General features: G+C 62.5%; 18 protein-coding genes. 9 read left to right on the forward strand and 9 right to left on the reverse strand.

The window, feature by feature from the left end:
- Positions 1-22: 22 nt before the first annotated feature.
- A complete protein-coding gene (locus CAP37_RS18495) occupies positions 23-1486 on the reverse strand; it encodes a hypothetical protein (RefSeq protein WP_143435982.1) in 1464 nt (487 codons plus the stop codon).
- A gap of 265 nt (positions 1487-1751) precedes the next feature.
- On the opposite strand from CAP37_RS18495, the gene CAP37_RS21615 reads away from it, so the two are divergent.
- The 6 genes from CAP37_RS21615 to CAP37_RS18515 all read left to right on the forward strand — a co-directional run bounded on the left by CAP37_RS21615 (position 1752) and on the right by CAP37_RS18515 (position 6237).
- On the forward strand, positions 1752-2144 hold the full coding sequence (locus CAP37_RS21615) for a hypothetical protein (protein ID WP_143435983.1): 393 nt from the start codon (positions 1752-1754) through the stop codon (positions 2142-2144).
- Positions 2145-2173: 29 nt separating this feature from the next.
- On the forward strand, positions 2174-2575 hold the full coding sequence (locus CAP37_RS21620; protein WP_143435984.1) for a hypothetical protein: 402 nt from the start codon (positions 2174-2176) through the stop codon (positions 2573-2575).
- Between the two features lie 531 nt (positions 2576-3106).
- The gene (locus CAP37_RS18500; protein WP_086125717.1) at positions 3107-3772 is read left to right on the forward strand and encodes a response regulator transcription factor; all 666 of its coding nucleotides are present in this window, start codon (positions 3107-3109) and stop codon (positions 3770-3772) included.
- Positions 3769-5538, forward strand: coding sequence for a hybrid sensor histidine kinase/response regulator (locus CAP37_RS18505; protein ID WP_086125718.1), 1770 nt, complete (start codon positions 3769-3771; stop codon positions 5536-5538). Before CAP37_RS18500 ends, CAP37_RS18505 begins: the two co-directional genes overlap by 4 nt.
- 16 nt (positions 5539-5554) lie before the next feature.
- Complete coding sequence (locus tag CAP37_RS18510) at positions 5555-5914, forward strand: ankyrin repeat domain-containing protein (RefSeq protein ID WP_143435985.1); 360 nt, start codon at positions 5555-5557, stop codon at positions 5912-5914.
- A gap of 35 nt (positions 5915-5949) precedes the next feature.
- On the forward strand, positions 5950-6237 hold the full coding sequence (locus CAP37_RS18515; protein WP_086125720.1) for a hypothetical protein: 288 nt from the start codon (positions 5950-5952) through the stop codon (positions 6235-6237).
- A gap of 91 nt (positions 6238-6328) precedes the next feature.
- On the opposite strand, the gene CAP37_RS18520 is transcribed toward CAP37_RS18515, so the two are convergent.
- Complete coding sequence (locus CAP37_RS18520) at positions 6329-7252, reverse strand: NAD-dependent epimerase/dehydratase family protein (protein ID WP_086125721.1); 924 nt, start codon at positions 7250-7252, stop codon at positions 6329-6331.
- Positions 7253-7769: 517 nt separating this feature from the next.
- Between CAP37_RS18520 and CAP37_RS18525 the strand changes: the two genes are divergently transcribed.
- Both CAP37_RS18525 and CAP37_RS18530 read left to right on the forward strand, forming a co-directional pair.
- Positions 7770-8555: an AraC family transcriptional regulator gene (locus CAP37_RS18525; RefSeq protein WP_086125722.1), complete on the forward strand. Its 786-nt coding sequence runs from the start codon at positions 7770-7772 to the stop codon at positions 8553-8555.
- Between the two features lie 33 nt (positions 8556-8588).
- Positions 8589-8969, forward strand: a complete 381-nt coding sequence (locus tag CAP37_RS18530; protein ID WP_086125723.1) for a VOC family protein — start codon at positions 8589-8591, stop codon at positions 8967-8969.
- A gap of 384 nt (positions 8970-9353) precedes the next feature.
- Here the strand turns inward: CAP37_RS18530 and CAP37_RS18535 are convergent, their stop codons facing one another.
- The 6 genes from CAP37_RS18535 to CAP37_RS18560 all read right to left on the reverse strand — a co-directional run bounded on the left by CAP37_RS18535 (position 9354) and on the right by CAP37_RS18560 (position 15677).
- Positions 9354-10808 carry an aldehyde dehydrogenase gene (locus CAP37_RS18535; protein WP_086125724.1) on the reverse strand — a complete coding sequence of 485 codons (1455 nt, stop codon included), beginning with the start codon at positions 10806-10808 and terminating at the stop codon, positions 9354-9356.
- 22 nt (positions 10809-10830) lie between these two features.
- Complete coding sequence (locus tag CAP37_RS18540; RefSeq protein WP_086125725.1) at positions 10831-11649, reverse strand: ABC transporter ATP-binding protein; 819 nt, start codon at positions 11647-11649, stop codon at positions 10831-10833.
- Complete coding sequence (locus CAP37_RS18545; protein ID WP_086125726.1) at positions 11646-12446, reverse strand: ABC transporter ATP-binding protein; 801 nt, start codon at positions 12444-12446, stop codon at positions 11646-11648. Before CAP37_RS18545 ends, CAP37_RS18540 begins: the two co-directional genes overlap by 4 nt.
- A complete protein-coding gene (locus CAP37_RS18550) occupies positions 12436-13464 on the reverse strand; it encodes a branched-chain amino acid ABC transporter permease (RefSeq protein WP_086125727.1) in 1029 nt (342 codons plus the stop codon). Before CAP37_RS18550 ends, CAP37_RS18545 begins: the two co-directional genes overlap by 11 nt.
- A gap of 1 nt (position 13465) precedes the next feature.
- Positions 13466-14368, reverse strand: coding sequence for a branched-chain amino acid ABC transporter permease (locus CAP37_RS18555; protein WP_086125728.1), 903 nt, complete (start codon positions 14366-14368; stop codon positions 13466-13468).
- A 112-nt stretch (positions 14369-14480) separates the two neighbouring features.
- A complete protein-coding gene (locus CAP37_RS18560) occupies positions 14481-15677 on the reverse strand; it encodes an amino acid ABC transporter substrate-binding protein (protein WP_086125729.1) in 1197 nt (398 codons plus the stop codon).
- A 190-nt stretch (positions 15678-15867) separates the two neighbouring features.
- On the opposite strand from CAP37_RS18560, the gene CAP37_RS18565 reads away from it, so the two are divergent.
- Entirely contained in the window at positions 15868-16827 is a 960-nt protein-coding gene (locus CAP37_RS18565) for a helix-turn-helix domain-containing protein (protein WP_086125730.1), read from the forward strand.
- Positions 16828-16847: 20 nt separating this feature from the next.
- Here the strand turns inward: CAP37_RS18565 and holA are convergent, their stop codons facing one another.
- Entirely contained in the window at positions 16848-17900 is a 1053-nt protein-coding gene (gene holA, locus CAP37_RS18570) for a DNA polymerase III subunit delta (RefSeq protein WP_086125731.1), read from the reverse strand.
- Positions 17901-17904: the final 4 nt, after the last annotated feature.

Genomic DNA, 17904 nt, shown 5'->3' on the forward strand with positions numbered 1-17904 from the left:
TCAGTGTGTTGGACCAGTGATGTCAAAGCGGGCTGACGGGGCGGCAGATCAAGGTACCGCTGCAATTGACGGGCCTGATGTACAGATGGCGAGCGACGCCTGGTTGCGAGAAGCCACCCGGAAAGAACGTCACGGGTCCGTAGAAGACCGACCCCAGCTCACCCTCGGCGTTGGCCTGCGTCACCAGCGCCGTTGCGCTCGCGGTGGCGGGCAGTGCCTGGTATTCGAACGTGGCAGACTGCGCTGTGTCCCTCACATACACGTTTCGGAATGCGTCGTTTCCAGCGTTGCCAGAGAAAGAGTATTCCCCGATGAAACGGTAACCCTGCTGGCCCTGGGCGTTCGCCTGCGTCAGAAAGGCGTCGGGTGTGGCGGCGGACGTGCCGGTCTGCAACTCGTAGGTGTAGCGCGCGCTGCTGCTGTCCTTGCTGTAGATGGCAACCGTACTGCCGCCGATGGCGAATTCGCCTAAAAAGAAAAAGCCCCTATCACCCTGGCCGTTGGCCTGGGTCAGGAAGCCCGCGCTGGTGGTCTGGCTGGGCAAAAGCTCATAGCTGAATGGTGCAAATCCCGCGACGTCCCTGACATACACCACGCTGTCCACCAGGAAGGTGCTGTGCGCGAACCCGCGTGTTCCCTGTGTATTCAGCTGCGCCTGCAGCCCTGCAACGGTGTTCTGCGGGTCGAGCGCTTCCCAGGTGTAGGTGGTGGGTAGGTCTCTCACGTAGAGGTTGACGAAGTCGTTGGCGCTGGATGCAAAACCGGTGAGGTAGGCGTAGCCGTTGGCTCCCTGCGCATTGGCCTGTGCCAGCAGGCCAGCGCGGTCTTCACGGTAGGTGTCAGACAGGTACACAGGCCTGACGACGCCGGCCACCAAGTTGCGGCAGGTGAGTTCCACCGATGAAACGCTAGCGCTGGCCGTGCCGGAAGCTTGGGTCAGCACACAGTTCTGTCCCGCTGGTTGGGTCAGCACGGAAACAGCGTAAGCAGCATTGGCCGCCACATTCGTAGAGAAGGTGAATCCCCCGTTGGCACTGACCGTGAGGTCGTCGGCCCCATTGTTCTGCAGCACGACGACCTTGCCTGCCCCGAGGCCGCTGACATTTCCACCGATGGTGACCGTGTTGGGCACCAATGCTTCGCAACGCACTTCCACGTTGGCGACGTTGCCCGAGGCGTTGCCGCTGCCTTGGCTCACGTTACAGCGCTGGCCCGCTGGTTGCGCGCGAACGGTCACTGCATACGCCGCATTCGCAGGCACGGCCCTCGGGAAGTTGAACGCCCCGTTACTACCCAGTGTGAGGGTGTCGGTGCCGTTGTTCGAAATGGACACACTCTGCCCGGTGGCCAAGCCGCTGAGCTGTCCTTCAATGGTGTAGGTCACTGCCGACGGGGTATCGCCGTCTCCTCCACCACCGCATGCCCCCAGGAGGGCGACCAGAAGAATCAACGAGATGCCTTTGCAGAGACCTTGAGAGCGATGCATGAAAGCTTCCTTGCCTATTGAATGATCAATTCATTTTTGATCCTGCAAAAGAAACCGTGAACCCTCCTCAAGTAGGGACGCCACTATCTCAAACTCAAGACAAATCTCAATGTTTCCAGCATGCTCTGCAAAATCTGGAAACGACCAGAAAAGGTGTTGCACTGGAACCCTACTTTAGTAGGGATGGACTCATCAGGGTATCCAGAAGGAAAATCAAGTTGCAAGCACCATCAAGATGTCAACTTAAACCCAATCCAGAATCCTCATGAAGCCAATACTTTCCATCATTCTTCTATCTGCTCTAACCTTGATTGGTGGTTGTGCAAGCACAGCGAATCCAGTGTTCAGTTCAAAAACTGAGAAAGTCTATATCTACTCCCCAGGAGAGGACAGGATTCGAGGCATGACTCCAGGAGCAACTGGTGATGTCAGATTTTGTAGCGAAGGCATTCCAGGAGCGGCCAGGAGGCGCGAGGCTTTGAAGGCTATTGCAGAGGTGTGTGGTGGAGAAAAAAAGTATGCAATCACGGGTGAGCTGATGTCTGATGCAACCGGCTCGTTCATGGGAATTTCTGTTCAATGTGTTGGCAATTCAGGCCGACAGCTTGTTTTTAAGTGTTTGGGTAGTAAACCAACACCTACTGGCTTTGCAAAATAAACAAGCAGAAAATAGTTGAGGAGCAAAAAATGAAACTCGTTAGTGTTTTGACGCTATCGCTCGCTTTGAGCGGCTGCGGCGTGATGACTGTGAGCACGGATGAGCTGAGACCGGGCTCTGCAGATGGCATCGTCCTCACTACAAATGGACGTTCATATGATCAAGTCTGGAATGCTGCAACCAGCGCGATGAGCAATGGTATGTCTATTGTGGAAAGCCATAGGCCATCGGGCACTATCAAGTCGAGGGTTGGGTCTGCCCCAATGGGAAAAGTTGTTGCCATTTTCATAACGCCGACAACACCCGATGCGCGTGAATACAAGGTTCAACTTGTTAGCAAAACTCCACAAGGATTCAATGCACCAGAGCGTCGAACGTGGGAGCCCTCTGTTATAAGAGATTTCGAGGCTGCACTGATTAAGACCAAGTGATGCGATGAATCAATAAATGGTCAACGTAGTTATTCATTTCTAGATGTAACTTATTTGCTGCATTGAAGTCTGACACGGGGCGTAGTTTCTGAATCAGGCTGCGGAAAGCATGTTTCATGCGTGCAGCACGTGATTGAGCATGGACATCCTGTCAGTCACGTCAAAGTTTTGGGTTCTCTTTGACCACTGCAAAAGATGAGGCAATCCCGATCAATAAGATTGCACTCGGGCGACAACAGTTAATGTTGGCTGAGATGCGATAAGTTTTGTGCTTATTCGCTGAACGAGGTGAATAGAACCGACCAAAACTCTGTTGGGAAATGTACTGCTGAACTCTAAATGCCCCTCCCATGCAGGTGAATCTCTGTTTTGCATTTGATAAGTCTTCTGGCAAGTCCCGAACCGAGAAAGCAGGGGGTGCCGCCCACCCTCTTTGGAAATTGCTGGGCAGCATCAACGGCGTTTTTGCTGCGCTGCAGCCAGCAATCCGGGGATGGGCGCTAAGCTTTCGCTGAACCACCCGACTCCTCCATGCAGCCAAGTCCCTACGTCATCGTGCTCGACGACCACCCTCTGGTGGGCCGCGGCATGGCGCAGTACCTGCAGTCCATCCACCCCGCTCTGACGGTGTGCGTGGCCGCCAGCTGGGACGAGGTGCAAGCGCTCCTGCGATCAAGCGGCTGCCCGCTGATGCTGGTGGCCGACGTCTGGCTGGCCGATAGCAGCAGCCTGGGCTCGCTGGCGCAGTGGCGCTTGCATTGTGGTGAAACGCCGTGGCTGGCCATGAGCGGCGACGATGACCCCTCCGTGCAGCAACGCGTGCGGGATTCAGGCGCGCAGGGCTTCGTGCACAAACAGGCCACGCCCGAGTTGTTTGGTCGCGCATTTGCAGCCTTGCTGGCGGGTCAGCGCTGGTTCGAGTCCGATGCATCGCACTCCGGCTCTGCACCCCGCTCGCGCGAATGGGAAGTTACGCCCGCTGAACTGGGCCTGACGCCGCGACAGGGCGAGATCCTGGCCCTGGTGCTGCGCGGCCTGCCCAACAAGCGCATTGCGTTGACGCTTGATCTGTCTGAAAGCACGGTGAAAGAACACCTCACCGGCATTCTGGAACGCCTGGGGGTGAAAACCCGGGTCGAGATACTGACCCACCTGCGTGGACGGCGGCTGGTTCTGGAGCCACCGCCGTGCGCATGACCGAAACCTTCGGTCCAATGCTGCCCGTCGACACCGGCGATCTGTCGGCCACCGGCAGGGTCCAGATGCTGGATCTGACCTTCGCCCGTCACCGTCTCGGCATTGCGATCATGCCGTTCGTGGCTGTGCCGCTGGTGTGGTTCCTGTCGCGGCTGCAGGACGCCACATGGTTGGCCGTATGGGCCGGATTCTTCGTTGTGTTTGCGCTGGCGATGCTGGTCATCGGGCGGCGCTTTGCGCGCGACCTGAAAACGCTCGACGCCGGGTGTGTACTGCGCAAGTGGCAGCACCGCATCGAGCACATCGCGCTGTTGCATGGAGCGGGTCTGAGCGCGTCCGTGGTGCTCACGGCGGGGCGAGCTCCTTATGAGTTCGAGTTGTTGCTGTTTGCGTCGATGGCCTGCATCGCAGCAGCCAATGCCACCCATCAGAACGCGACGATGAGCGTCTTTCTGCGCTTCTTCTTCGCCGGCTGGGTCACATGCACCTTGCTAAGCGTCTGGGCGTTTCCGGCGCATTGGCCGTATGTATTACCGCTGTGTGTGCTGTTCACCTTTGGGGTGTACCGGGACGCCCTCATCGCCCACCGCTTCTTCGTGGACCAGGTGCGGCTGGAGGAACGCAGTCAGCAGCTGATCGAACAGCTCAAGGCAGCTCGGCAAGGCGCCGAGCTTGCACTGCAGGAGAAAAACCTCTTCCTGTCCACCGCCAGCCACGACCTGCGTCAGCCGATTCACGCCATGTCCTTGCTGGTGGAAGCCATTGCCCAGCGCAACCGGGAGCCGGGGCTCATGCCGCTGCTGGCCGATCTGAAGACCGGCATGGATTCGATGAATTTCATGTTCACCTCCTTGCTCGATCTGACCCGGCTGGAGAACGGCATCGTCGAGCAGCGTGCGGCCCCGGTGGCACTCAAGGGTTTGCTGCGCGACACCGCAACTCTGTTCAGGGAGCAGGCGGGCCAGCGCGGTCTGGCGCTGCGCATTCGGTTGCCGCGTCAGGAAGCCCACGTGTGGGCCGATCCGAGCCTGCTGCGCCAGGCGCTGGTCAACCTGGTGCACAACGCGCTGCGCTACACCGAGCGGGGTGGCATCCTGATCGGCTTGCGGCGGCGCGATTCGCATTGGCAGGTCGAGGTTTGGGATACAGGCGTGGGCATCGCAGAAGCCGACGGGCCACAGATCTTTTCCCCGTACTTCCGCAACGAGCACGCCTGGCGCCTGGACAGTGCAGGTCATGGCCTGGGGCTGGCGGTGGTGGCGCGCTGCGCGAGACTCATGGATGCGACCTTGGGTTTTCAGTCGCACCTCGGCCGGGGCTCGCGGTTCTGGCTGCGGCTGCCGGTGCATGTGGCGCCGGCCCATCGGAATCAGCCTGAAGTGGAGACATCGACACCGTTGCCACAGCTGGATGGTTGCTGCCTGGTGCTCGATGACGACCCTCAAGTGCTGACCGCCTGGAAGGCCTTACTGGAAGGGTGGGGCGTGAGCGGCCGATTCGCCACCACAGCCGGGGATGCGCTGCAACACTTGGACGCCGGCTTCATCCCCGATGCGGTGTTTTGCGACCAGCGACTTCGCTCGGGTGAAAGCGGGTTCGAGATCCTCAAGATGGTGCTGGCCCGCTGCCCACAGGCCGGGGGGGCCATGGTCAGCGGGGAGTTTTCATCACCGGACTTGCAGGAGGCCGAACGGGAGGGCTATCTGGTGCTATACAAACCCCTCGATCCTGTTGTGCTGCACGCCTTGTTATCAACGTGGCTCTGATCTGACTGGAGGACCTATGGATGGAGGCAACTGGAAAGAGATGTTTGCAGCCGCTGAAGAGGGTGATCTAGCTTTGCTCAAGTACCACGTCAGCCGCGGTGTCGATGTGAACTATGCCCATCCCGAATTTCTGTCCACGCCTTTGGTGGCGACCATCCTCGCTGGACAGGAGGAGGTTGCCCATTTTTTGCTGGCTGCCGGGGCCGACCCCACCTTGCATTCCGAGTTTGATGGCCTGACTCCTGTGCAAGCAGCGCGGCGTGTCGGCTGGACGGGGCTGGAGGACAAGCTGGTGGCTCTCGGAGCCCAGTCTCTTCCTCGCGCGGCGGCGGGCAAGAGTTGGTTCGGCAGGCTATTCAGCCGGTCTGACTCATGAAGACAACTTCGATCGAAAGGTTCAACTTGAAACCCATGACCTCACTCGAATGTGTCGGTGTGTGTCTGCTCGCGTTGGCCAGCACATCGAGCTTGGCCGCGGACGCCGGAGAACGCAGGTTCATTCGGAAAGGCATGGACGAGGGGGAGGTGGTGCTGAAGATCGGCAAGCCCGACCACGAAGCTTTCCAACGTGTTGTCAGAGGTCAACCCGAAGAAATAATCTGGACTTACTTTCCCCACGCGCGAGACCCTCAGACCATGACGATCATCACCTTTCATGGGGGCATGGTTACACGCGTCGACCGCAAGATTGCCAGGTGATGTGATAGTGCACACGGTGAGATGGTCAGCGAGTCCACCCCCACTCCCGCCAGTCTTCATTAGCCCATGTCCCGTGCTCCAACCCAGTGAGTCAAAACACGGCTTGGAGACCGGTGCGGTATGAGGTTGCCACAGCGCCAAAGGCCGCAGTCATCCTCGCGCTGCTGAACACATAAGGTCGCTCGAACTGGTACATCATTTCCTGGTTCTCCCGGAAGACGGGCTGGTACATCGCCATGATCTTCAAGATCCAGCGTGGCGCCACCTGTAGCCTGAAAGGCCGTCCTGTTGCATGGCATGCAAGGGCGACGAACTCGTTCCCTGTCAGGAGTTCGGCGCTGGTCAATGCGTGCCAGGTATGACCCCAGGCAGTGGGACTGTCGACCAACATCGCCAGCGAACGAGCAATGTCCGGCAGGTATGAAAACGAATGCAATCTGCCTGGATCACCCAGCCACTGTGGGGTTTTCCCTTGGCGCAGACGATTGAGTACGGCCGTGTCGAAGAACGCATGATTGGGTAAAGTCCCATCGATCCCGTAAAAATCAGCCGAGCGGACTATTTGCGCCACGATCTGATCGGTTCGCATCGCTGACAGCAGTGTGGTGGCAACCGTGGCACGTACCTCCCCCTTGCGACTGCACGGATTGAACGGTGTGTGCTCCGTCATCGGACCCTCGACCAGTCCGTAGGCATACACGTTGTCCAAGAACACCAGCCGGGCCTTGTGCTGGATACAGGCGTCAATCACATTGGCCATCACCCTTGGCCATTGCTCCTTCCACGTCCGCGTGTCGTAAGGCAGTCCGGCGACCAAGTAGGCAACGTCGCTTCCCTCGACTGCACGAGCAGTCGCGCGAGCGTCCAGCAAATCTGCTGTCATGCAGGAATCAGTGGCGTTCACTTTCCTGGGTGAGCGGCTAACCTGGCGAATCTGAATACTGGCAGAAAAGAGCTGCCGCGACAGTACGACAGCCAGCGGTCCATTGGCCCCAAGGATGGTGTGTAACGTCATGGAAATAATTGAAGCGCAACACTCGTATCTGCGCGGGTTGGAGAGTCAAACGCAAGCAGCTGGTACTCAGTTGCGATGACATTGAATCTTGCCCAGCCCGGTGCAATCCATGAACCCTCCTTAAGTAGGGAGAGATTGGGCACTTCAGCAGAGGCTCAGTTCGGGATATCGTTTCAGTTCTGGAAATGCACTTTTGGCCTCAAGACACACTGTCAGGCCGATTTCTTTCACAAGACGGCAATGACGAGCTCTAAGCTCAATGCCTCCAACCGGTCAGGATGCGGGTGCATGGCGGTTCGCACAGGTAGCCTGAGAACCCGCTCGATGAGCGGCACCACGCGCCGCCACTCTCATAGCCATTGGCAGAGGAACGGCGGCGACAATGCAAAAGACTTGAGCTGTTCGGGTCCTACAGCGACAGGCTTGCGGAATAGCGCCGGTGGCGCACTCTCGGCCCAGATGTCCATCACGAAAAACCGACCTCCGAACGCAGCCGTGGGCTGCCCTGAGGAAGACCATGAAGTCCGCTCCCTACTCCCCTGTCATCGACGGCTTCTCCCAGCGCGGTGCAGCGGTGCGCTACGCCGAGCAGCCGCCAACGCAAGACCTTGCCGACGTGGTACACGTTTTCTGGCAATTGCGCACGCTTGCTCCGTTGCCTGCTGACTTCTACTACCACGCAGTGCCGGACGCGTGCGTGAACCTGCTGTTCAACCAGATCGATACCGAAGTGGCCGGGGTCACGGCTCTGCACACCGAGGCCATCACGCTCAACCTGGGAACCGTTTTCCACTACGTCGGGGTGCAATTCTTTCCCGGTGCGTGGCAAGGTGATCGCGATGAGATCCAAGACCGCTACGTGGGGACCGCCTACCAGGGCGTCCTGCCCCTGGTGCGCATCAACCGGCAACTCGCGGGGCTGGACTTCGACGCAATGGGTCCGGTGCTGGCCGACCTAGTGAGGTGGTGCATCGCAAAGGGACTGGTAAGAGGCCATCCGCTGACGACCGCTATTCTGTCGCGGCTTGACGCCATTCGCACGGTGGCTGACATGGCGGCGCTGGCGGGCTTGTCGACGCGGCAGCTGCAGCGCACGCTGAGGCAGATCACTGGGTTTGCACCCCACGATCTGCTCAAAGTGCTGCGGCTGCAGCAATCCTTTCGGCGCCATCATCTCGACCTGTATGCCGATCAATCGCACTTCACCCATGCCTTCCGAGACGCCATCGGCTACACGCCTGGCCAATACCGTAAGGCCTTTGGCGTCCGATTTCTACAAGACGGCAACGAGCGCAGTGACTAGTCTGGCAGCTCCCTTTTCATTCAGGAGCATGCGATGCAAAAGCCCAACGCAATTGGCTGGTTCGACCTCTACGTAGACGACATGGGTCGCGCCACTACCTTCTACGAGACCGTCTTCCAGCGCCGGCTGGACCCCATCGGGGACCCGACCGGCGAAACGGTTATGCATAGCTTTCCAGCCGACATGGGCGTCTACGGCGCTGGCGGCGCACTGGTGCGTTCGCCGCATGGCCGCCCGGGCTCGGGGGGCACCATGATCTATTTCAGCGTGGACGACTGCGCGATAGAGGCTGACCGCGTGTCGGAGGCCGGCGGGCGATTGCTGCGCCCCAAGTTCTCTATCGGCGAATTCGGCTGGGTTGCCCTGTGCGCCGACACCGAAGGTAATCCGTTCGGGCTGAGCTCGATGCGCTGAGAGTCGGCGGCCTGATTCTTCACCGCCGCGGACTGCCTGCGGTAGGCTGCGGTGCAGCGGTCAATGAGGAGTACCCGCTCTTGGCCCAATCGAGAAGTCTAGCCATGCTCATCGCAGGTTGCTACCCATCAAGTGAGTAGCAACAAGGGTTGCCAGCTGGTTGGGTGGCCGGTCTTGGTGGTACAGCTGCCGTGCGGATGGAGGCAATTGAACGGCTGGTGATGGCCGCTGCGATCTTTCAAAGCGATGCGCCCGAATGACTCAGTTCAGTCTGAAGCAGCCTTCCGATCACCCCACCCCCGACACATTCCATCCGAAAATAAAGGCCCTGGAAGCATCACTTCCAGGGCCTTCGCTCTTCTCCCCCTACTCGTCAACCGAAGATCAGAACGGGTAGTGCCTCGGCGTCGTCTGCAACGTGATCCACCGCAGTTCGGTGAACTCGGCAATTCCCGCCTTGCCGCCGAAGCGGCCGATGCCTGAGCCCTTCACGCCGCCAAACGGCATCTGCGCTTCGTCGTGCACGGTGGGGCCGTTCACGTGGCAGATGCCGGAGTCGATCTTGCGAGCGACGTTGAAGGCGCGGGCGATGTCGCCGCCGAACACGGCGGCGCTCAGGCCGTATTCGTTGTCGTTGGCGCAGGCAATGGCTTCTTCCACGCCCTTCACGCGCACCACGCATTTCACCGGGCCGAAGGTTTCTTCGTGGTAGATGCGCATGGCGGGGGTCACATGGTCGAGCACGGTGGCGGGCATCAGGGTGGTGTCGGCCTTGCCGCCGCACACCAGCTTGGCGCCCTTGGCCAGCGCGTCGTCGATCAGCGCGTTGCAGTGGTCCACCGTGCTCATGCCGATCACGGAGCCGAGCACCACGGGCTCGGGCTTGCGCGGGTCGCCGAGCGGCAGGGCCTTGGCTTTGTCGCTGAACTTTTTCACGAATTCGTCGGCGATTTTTTCGTCGACGATGAGGCGCTCGGTGCTCATGCAGATCTGGCCGCTGTTGGCGAAGCAGCCGAAGGCCGCGCCGTTGACGGCGTCTTCAATGTTGGCGTCGTCCAGAATCACCATGGGTGCCTTGCCGCCGAGTTCGAGCACCACGGGTTTCAAGTATTTCGCGCAGGTCATGGCAATGATCTTGCCGACCTTGGTGGACCCGGTGAAGTTCACGCGGCGCACGGCCGGGTGCGCCACCATGGCTTCCACCACGGCACCAGCATCGGCCGGGGCGTTGGTGATGTAGTTCACCACGCCGGGCGGAAAGCCGGCTTCCTGAAAGGCTTCGATGATGAGCTGGTGCGTGCGCGGGCAGTTCTCGCTGCCTTTCAGAATGACGGTGTTGCCACACGCGAGCGGCACGCAGATGGCGCGCACACCCAGGATGATGGGCGCGTTCCACGGCGCAATGCCCAGCACCACGCCGGCGGGCTGGCGCACGCCCATGGCCAGAGACCCGGGGACGTCCGAAGGAATCACTTCGCCCGCCACCTGCGTTGTGAGCGCGGCGGCCTCGCGGATCATGCCGGCGGCAAGGAACACGTTGAACCCGCCCCACATGCCGGTGGCACCGGTCTCGGCAGACACGGCTTCAATGAAAGCGGGCGTCTTGGCTTCCAGTGCATCGGCCGCTTTCAGCAGCAGCGCGCGGCGTTCGCCGGGGCCGGTCTCGCTCCAGGTGCGGAAGGCTTCGGCGGCGGCTTCCACCGCCATCACGGCGTCGGCTGGCGAGGCGGCGGGTGCGCGTGTGGCCACGCTGCCGTCGAGCGGGTTGCGGCGTTCGAAGGTGGCGCCTTTTTCGGCGGTGACCTTCAGGCCGTTGATGAGCATGGACATGTCGGACATGGTGTTTTCTCCTTGGGATTTTTCAGGCGGTGGTGGCCAGAGCTTTTCGTCGATTCACGGCATCGGCCGCGCTGGTGGTGCCGGTGGCGGGGTCTTTGTCGGCGCCGAGGTAGGCCTCGCGAATCACGGTGGAGCGGGCGAGCAATTTCGCCGGGCCGCTGGCCACGAGCGTGCCGCGTTCGAGCACGTAGCCACGGTCGGCCACGGCCAGCGCCTTCTTCACGTTCTGCTCCACCATGAGCACGGTGGTGCCGGCATCTGCAATGCGGCGGGCAATCGCCAGCAGTTCGTCGACCATGCGTGGTGCCAGGCCCAGCGAAGGCTCGTCGAGCATGAGCAGGCGCGGCGCGCACATCATGGCGCGCGCCACGGCCACCATCTGCTGTTCGCCGCCGCTCATGGTGCCGGCCATCTGGGTGGCGCGTTCCTTGAGCTTGGGAAAATCGGTAAAGGCCTGTTCCAGCCGGCGCGCGCGCTCGGCCTTGGGCACCAGCCAGCCACCCAGCTCCAGGTTCTCGGCCACCGTCATCTGCGGAAACAGCTGCCGACCCTCGGGCACCAGCGCCACGCCGGCCTGCACGATTTCATGGGTCTTCTCGGCCAGTTCCTCGCCATCGAGCAGCACGGTGCCCATGCGCGGGATCAGCCCATTGAGCGCCTTGAGCAGCGTGGTCTTGCCGGCGCCGTTGGGGCCGAGCACCACGGTGAGGCCGGGCTGAATGTCGAGCTTCAGATCGCGCAGCACGAGGAAGGCGCCGTAGCCTGCAGAGAGGCCGTCTACTTTGAGGCGCGCGCGCGCACCGCCACCGAGCTCGAATGGGGTCTGGCGGTACCACATCATGCGGTGGCCTCTGCGTCTTCGCTGTCGTTCATTTCGTCGCCCAGGTAGGCCTCGATCACCTCGGCGTTGCGCACCACTTCGGCGGGTGTTCCATCGGCGATCTTGCGGCCCTGGTGCAGCACGATGACGCGCTCCACATGGCGCAGCAGCGTGGTCACGGCGTGTTCGATCCAGACCACGGTGAGATCCAGCTCGTCGCGCAGGCGGCGGATCAGGCGCGCCATTTCCTCCAGCTCGAATTCGGTGAGCCCAGCGGCCACTTCGTCGAGCAGCAGCAGGCGCGGGCGCGTGGCCAGCGCCATGCCAATCTCCAGCAGGCGCTGCTGTGAGGGCGTGATGGCAGCGGCCGGCAGATCCGCCTGCGCGCTGAGGCCGATGAGGTTCAGGATGCTCTCGGGCGTGCGCAGCACCCAGGGCACCGTGGTTTCTTCGCCCCAGAAGATGTACTTGCGCGGCCGCCGGCCGGCGAACTTGAGGCCGAAGGCAATGTTGTCGCGCACCAGCATGTCGCCAAAGGTGCGCGGCGTCTGGAAGGTGCGGGCCAGGCCGTTGGCCGCAAAGCGGTGCGGCGCCTTGCCGGCCAGTTCACGTCCCTGCACTTTCAGCGTGCCGCTGGTGGGTTTGGTCACGCCCGAGATGGCATTGAAGAAGGTGGTTTTGCCGGCGCCGTTGGGGCCGATGATGCCGACGAGTTCACCCGTCATGAAACGCGCGCTGACCGCGTCCACGGCGGTGAGGCCGCCGAAGCGCACGGTCACTTCGTGGGCGTCGAGCAAAGGCTGGGTTTCAGAAGACATTGCGGCGCTCCCGAAGTTGCTTCTCTCGCTGTTCGCGCCGCCTGGTTTCGCCGCTCAGGTCGTCCTTGATGTCCTTCCACCAGAGCTTGAAGCTGTCGCGCCAGGCGCGGAAGGTTTCGGTGCGCAGCGAAGCGAGGCCACCCGGCAGGTACAGCACCGAGAGAATCAGCAGCAGGCCGAGCGACATCATGTAGACCTGCGGCACCTGCAGGCGCAGCGTCTCGGCCAGCACGCTGAACACAATGGCCGCAATGAGCGGGCCCCAGAGCGTCATGGCGCCGCCAATCAGCGCGATCAACACAGTCTGGAAACCAATGAAGGGGTTGAACACGGTGTGCGGGTCGATGTAGGTCCAGCGCACCGACATGGCTGCGCCCACGGCACCGGCCACAGCGGCCGTCAGCGCGAAGCCGGCGATCTTCACCAGGCGCGTGTTCACGCCCAGCGTCTGCGCGCGCTGCTCGTCGGCCCCGATGCCGAGCATGGCCAGGCCGAAGCGCGTGCGGCGGATGCCGATGGACAGCGCCACGGTGACCACCGCGAGGGTGAGCACGGTGAAGTAGATGGTGTCGCGATCGGGCACCACCATGAGCACGCGGCCCACGGTGCCGGTGACGCTCTTCTCGAAGTAGCTGATGGCGTGGCGGATCAGCTCGGTCATGCCGAAGGTGAGCACCGCAAAGTAGGTGCCGCGCAGGTGCAGCACGGCCGCGCCCATGACCACCGCCACGGCAGCGGCGATGAGTGCGCCCAGCCCAATGGCCTGAACCCACGGCACCGTTTCCAGCAGCAGCGCGCTGGTGTAGGCGCCAATGCCGAAGAAGGCCGAGGTGGCCAGCGAGAGGTAACGCGTGGTGCCGCAGAACAGCGCCCAGCTCGACGACAGCGCCACATACATCAGGCAGGTGAGCGCCATCGACACGACGAACTCGCTGGCGAAGCCCGGCAACGCGATGCACCAGCCGGTGAAGCCGAAAAGGACCAACAGGTCGCGGATGAGGAATTGACGCGAGTTCATCTCAGGCTTTTCTTGTTTTTCTGGCAAAGAGGCCTTCGGGTCGAAGCAGCAACACGCCGATGAAGACCACGTAACTCAACAAGGCCTTGAGCGAAGGGTTGGTGAAATGCATGCCGATGGCTTCAATGACGCCGAGCAGCAGACCGCCAGCGAGCGCGCCACCCATGCTGCCGAAGCCACCGAGCGTGATGACGATGAGCGCGGTGACGGTGTAGGGCTCGCCCATGGATGGGCTGATGGTGTACGCCATCGAGAGCAGGCAACCCGCCACGCCCGAGAGGCCGAGGCCAATGCCGAACATGAGCGGATGCAGGCGTTTGGTGTCGATGCCCACAAGCTGCGCGCCGGTGGGCGACTGCATGAGCGCGCGCACGCCCTTGCCGAGCAGCGTCATGCGCAGCAGCACGATGAGTGCGCCGGAAAACAGCAGCGCCAGCGCAAACACCAACAGCTTGTTGACCGCGAACTGCGCGTCGCCGCCAGGCAGCGGGATGGCCAGCGGCTGCGTGAGGTAGTCGTAACCCCGCAGATCGCCGCCCCACACATACGAGATGAAGTTCTGCACCAGGAACATGAGTCCGAAGGCCACCATGAGGCCGCGCGCCTCGAACACATCGAGGTTGGGCGAAGTGGCCGTGAGCCGGCGGAAACACAGCCAGTGCACCGCCACGCCCAGCGCCATGAGCAGCCCGAACGACACCGGAATCATCCACAGCGGCGAGAGGCCGAAGGAGGTCTGCACCATCCAGGTGACGAAGGCACCCACCATCAAAAACTCGCCATGCGCGATGTTGAGGATGCGCATCAAGCCGTACTGCAGGTTCAGCCCGAGCGCGACGAGTGCGTAGATGCCGCCGGTGATGAGACCGGAGGCGATGAGTTCGAGCCAGGAGGAGAAGGACATGCGAGAGAGTGGGTGTTATCCAGGAGCACGGCGGAACCGGCTTTGCCGGGCCGCACGTGCTGCCCCCTTGAGGGGGTGACGCGCCGCAGGCGCGGCGCGGGGGTGGGTCAAATCACTTCCAGGCGGGCTTCGCGGGATTGAGTTTCGCCGTGGCCACCTTCTGCGGCCACACCACTTCAAACTCGCCGTTCTGCCACTGGCCCACCGTGCCCGGCGTGCCCACGTTCTCGCTGCCGCTGAACTTGATGTCGCCGATGATGGTCTTGTGCGTGGTGTTGGCCACGTAGTCGCGGATCGCCTTGCGGTCCAGGCCTTGCGCTTTCACCGCAGCGGTGAGAATCTCCAGGCCGGCCCAGCAGGCGCCGCTGGCCCAGCGATCGGGTTCCTTCTTCTGGCTCGCCACGTGGGCATCGAAGTAGGCCTTGGCGGCCGGGCTGGTCTTGCCGTTCCACGAGCCCATGCCGAGCACGCCTTCGGCGCCGGCCGGCGTCATCACGTTTTTGTACAGCGGGAAAGCGGTGCCCACCGAGGCGTAGAAGAATTTCGGGTTGAAGCCGATCTCCTTGCTCTGGCGGCTGGCCAGGATGGTGTCGGGCGGGTAGGTGAAGCCCACGAACGCATCGGGGTTCTTGTCCTTGATGCTGCGCAGCGTGGGGCCGAGGTCTTTCACGCCACCGGGGTAGCTGGTGTCCTGCACCAGGCTGATGCCGCTGCCCTGCAGCGCCACCTTGAGCGCGGCGTAGTTCTCCAGACCAAACAGGTCGTCCACGTACACCACCGCGAGGCTCTTGGCGCCGTTGGCCTTCAGCATGTCCACAAGCGCATCGCACATGGGCTTGGGCTGCTGCAGCAGCAGGAAGAAGTAGGGCAGCTTCATCTCGGCCAGGCGGCGCGAGAGCGCGGTGGGCGCGAGGAAGGGGTAGCCGAAACGGTTGGCGAGCGGTGCCACGCCGAAGTTGGCGTTGCTGCCCCAGGGCGGCAGCACCAGATCCACCTTGTCGCTGCCCATGAGTTTTTCGTAGGTGCGCACCACGGTTTCCATGTCGCTGCGGTCGTCGCTGCTGATGAGCTCGATCTTGCGGCGCGTGCCTTTCACATCCAGACCGCCCGCCGCGTTCTGCTGCTCGGCCCACAACAGGTAGTTGGGCTCCTGGCTCACCTGTGCGCCACCGGTCCAAGGCCCGGTGCGAGACATCGAATAACCGATGCGAACGGGCGCCGTCTGCGCCAGCAAGTGAGGAGCGACGGACATGGCGCCCACCGTGGCGGCGGCGCTCTTGATGACCAGACGTCGAGTGGGATGGACCATGGTTTGTCTCCTGGCGTTGTGGGTTGACCGAGCCCTCATGCTAAGCAGAACCGGCGCCGCACGCTATGCCGGCGGTGCACTGGGGGCTTGCCGGAGCGTGCACGGCGGTGCGGGTTAACCCTTGAAATCGCCCACTGCGCAGCTCGACCACGGCCCCGATAATTTGGTTTCCCCCTTCCAGGCACTCCACATGACTTCCTCTTCCGTGATGAGCACCGACATCGTCGCCCCGGGCGAGCGTGCGGCGATCTGGCGCGACTGGGTGTGGACGCATTTCGGCGGGCTGGAATCCGACCTGTACGGCGACACGCTGTTCGACGGGCACATGTCGGCCTCGCACGCGGGCGACGTGGTCCTGACCAAGCTGGAGGCCAACCGCCACCGCGTGCTGCGCAGCCAGAAGCTGGCGCGCGGCAGCGAGCGCGCCTACCTGAAGATCGTGGCACCGTGGCAGGGCAGTGCGGCGGTGCAGCAGCAAGGCCGCGAGGCCTGGGTGCGCCCGGGCGGCTGGGCCATCTACGACACCACGGGCAGCTACGAAATTGCCAACCCCGAGCGGGTGGAGCACCTGATCGTGATGCTGCCGAAGGACCAGCTCACCGAACGCGGGCTTCGGCTGGAGCCGCTGATGGCGCGACACGTGGGCGGCGTGAGCGGCATTGCGCGCGTGGCGCTGGAAACCATGCGCACCACCTACCAGGAGTTGCCGGGCATGAGCGAGAACGCGGCGCGGGGTGCGGGCGAGCTCATCGTGGAACTGGTGCGGCTTTCGCTGCAGGAGCTGGCGGGCAAGGGCAACGCCACCACGCAGCTCGAGGCGTTTCGCGACCGCATCCGCGAACACATCGGCCAGCACCTGCGCGACCCTTCACTGTCGCTGGATCACATCGCGCAAGCGCTGAATTGCAGCAAGCGCCACCTGCACAACGCGTTCAGCGCAGAAGACGACACGCTGGCCCACTACATCCAGCGCCAGCGCATCCAGGCCTGCATGCGCGAACTCTCCAACCCTGCACGTTCGCAGCGAACGATCACGGAGATTGCGTTCTCCTGGGGTTTCAACAACGGAGCACATTTCAGCCGGGTTTTCCGGGAGCACACCGGGCAATCGCCCAGCGATTTCCGGGAAGCTGCTTTGCGTCTGGTTTAGTCGCTGGTTTTCGCTCGCCGTCAGCGAACCGAGCAGGCCAGGGAAACCTTCAGCGCCAACTGCTGCAAAGCCTGCCAGGGGTCTGCAGGCCAGGTGGGCACCTTGAGACCCTTCACGATCCCATCCACGGTGTGAGCATCGTCCAGCCAGCGAGACAGCGTGGCCAGGTTCAACAAAGGCAAGGCCCGCTCCATGAGCTTTTCCTTCACGCCCCACACCCGGTTCTCGCGCAACGCCATTGGCAGCGGCCGGCCCGCGTCCAGCGCCGTGCGCACCCGGTGCAGCGTGCGAATGTCTTCCGACAGCGCCCAGTGCACCAGCACCGGCGCCTCGCCTTCGGCCTGCAAGCCCGCCAGCATGCGCTGCACCCGCTGCACCTGCCCGCCCAGCACCGCCTCGGCCAGCTTGAAGGCGTCGTAGCGCGCCACATTCAGCACCGCCGCCTCCACCTGATCGAACGACAGCTCGCCCGCCGGGTGCAGCAGCGCCAGCTTCTGGATTTCCTGGTGCGCGGCCAGCAGGTTGCCCTCCACCCGATCGGAGAAAAACTGCAACGTGCGCTGGCCCTCTTCACCCGCCGCCACGCGCTGGCCCTGTTGCTGCAGGCGTTGCGCGATCCAGGCTGGCAGTGCCTTGCGGTCCACGGGATCGAACTTGATGGTGGCGCCAAAACTCTCCAGCGCCGCAAACCACGCACCCTTCTGCGTGGCCATGTCCAGGCGCGGCAAGATCACCAGCGTGAGTGTGCTGTCGTTGTCCTGCGCGTTCTCGGCGATGCGCTGCAGCGCCTGCGAGCCCTCCTTGCCGGGCTTGCCGGAGGGCACGCGAATCTCGATGAGCTGCTTGTCGGCGAAGAGGCTCATGGAGCCGCCGCTGGCCAGCACCTCGCCCCAGTCGAAGTGGGCGCCGGCCACGGTGTGCACGGTGCGCTCGGTGTAGCCCTGCTCGCGCGCCGTGGCGCGAATGGTGTCGGCGGCTTCCTGCACCAGCAGCGGTTCGTCACCGTGCAGGGTGTAGAGGCTCCTCAGGCCACGCTGCAGCTGGGCGGCAAGTTGCGGCGCGGCAATCTGCATGGGC

Source organism: Hydrogenophaga sp. IBVHS1, from assembly GCF_002127265.1.
GTDB lineage: Bacteria > Pseudomonadota > Gammaproteobacteria > Burkholderiales > Burkholderiaceae_C > Hydrogenophaga.

Coding starts and splice junctions, on each gene's coding strand:
- CAP37_RS18495 (WP_143435982.1), bottom strand. CDS start 1,486: ATGCATCGCTCTCAAGGTCTCTGCAAAGGCATCTCGTTGATTCTTCTG.
- CAP37_RS21615 (WP_143435983.1), top strand. CDS start 1,752: ATGAAGCCAATACTTTCCATCATTCTTCTATCTGCTCTAACCTTGATT.
- CAP37_RS21620 (WP_143435984.1), top strand. CDS start 2,174: ATGAAACTCGTTAGTGTTTTGACGCTATCGCTCGCTTTGAGCGGCTGC.
- CAP37_RS18500 (WP_086125717.1), top strand. CDS start 3,107: ATGCAGCCAAGTCCCTACGTCATCGTGCTCGACGACCACCCTCTGGTG.
- CAP37_RS18505 (WP_086125718.1), top strand. CDS start 3,769: ATGACCGAAACCTTCGGTCCAATGCTGCCCGTCGACACCGGCGATCTG.
- CAP37_RS18510 (WP_143435985.1), top strand. CDS start 5,555: ATGGATGGAGGCAACTGGAAAGAGATGTTTGCAGCCGCTGAAGAGGGT.
- CAP37_RS18515 (WP_086125720.1), top strand. CDS start 5,950: ATGACCTCACTCGAATGTGTCGGTGTGTGTCTGCTCGCGTTGGCCAGC.
- CAP37_RS18520 (WP_086125721.1), bottom strand. CDS start 7,252: ATGACGTTACACACCATCCTTGGGGCCAATGGACCGCTGGCTGTCGTA.
- CAP37_RS18525 (WP_086125722.1), top strand. CDS start 7,770: ATGAAGTCCGCTCCCTACTCCCCTGTCATCGACGGCTTCTCCCAGCGC.
- CAP37_RS18530 (WP_086125723.1), top strand. CDS start 8,589: ATGCAAAAGCCCAACGCAATTGGCTGGTTCGACCTCTACGTAGACGAC.
- CAP37_RS18535 (WP_086125724.1), bottom strand. CDS start 10,808: ATGTCCGACATGTCCATGCTCATCAACGGCCTGAAGGTCACCGCCGAA.
- CAP37_RS18540 (WP_086125725.1), bottom strand. CDS start 11,649: ATGATGTGGTACCGCCAGACCCCATTCGAGCTCGGTGGCGGTGCGCGC.
- CAP37_RS18545 (WP_086125726.1), bottom strand. CDS start 12,446: ATGTCTTCTGAAACCCAGCCTTTGCTCGACGCCCACGAAGTGACCGTG.
- CAP37_RS18550 (WP_086125727.1), bottom strand. CDS start 13,464: ATGAACTCGCGTCAATTCCTCATCCGCGACCTGTTGGTCCTTTTCGGC.
- CAP37_RS18555 (WP_086125728.1), bottom strand. CDS start 14,368: ATGTCCTTCTCCTCCTGGCTCGAACTCATCGCCTCCGGTCTCATCACC.
- CAP37_RS18560 (WP_086125729.1), bottom strand. CDS start 15,677: ATGGTCCATCCCACTCGACGTCTGGTCATCAAGAGCGCCGCCGCCACG.
- CAP37_RS18565 (WP_086125730.1), top strand. CDS start 15,868: ATGACTTCCTCTTCCGTGATGAGCACCGACATCGTCGCCCCGGGCGAG.
- holA (WP_086125731.1), bottom strand. CDS start 17,900: ATGCAGATTGCCGCGCCGCAACTTGCCGCCCAGCTGCAGCGTGGCCTG.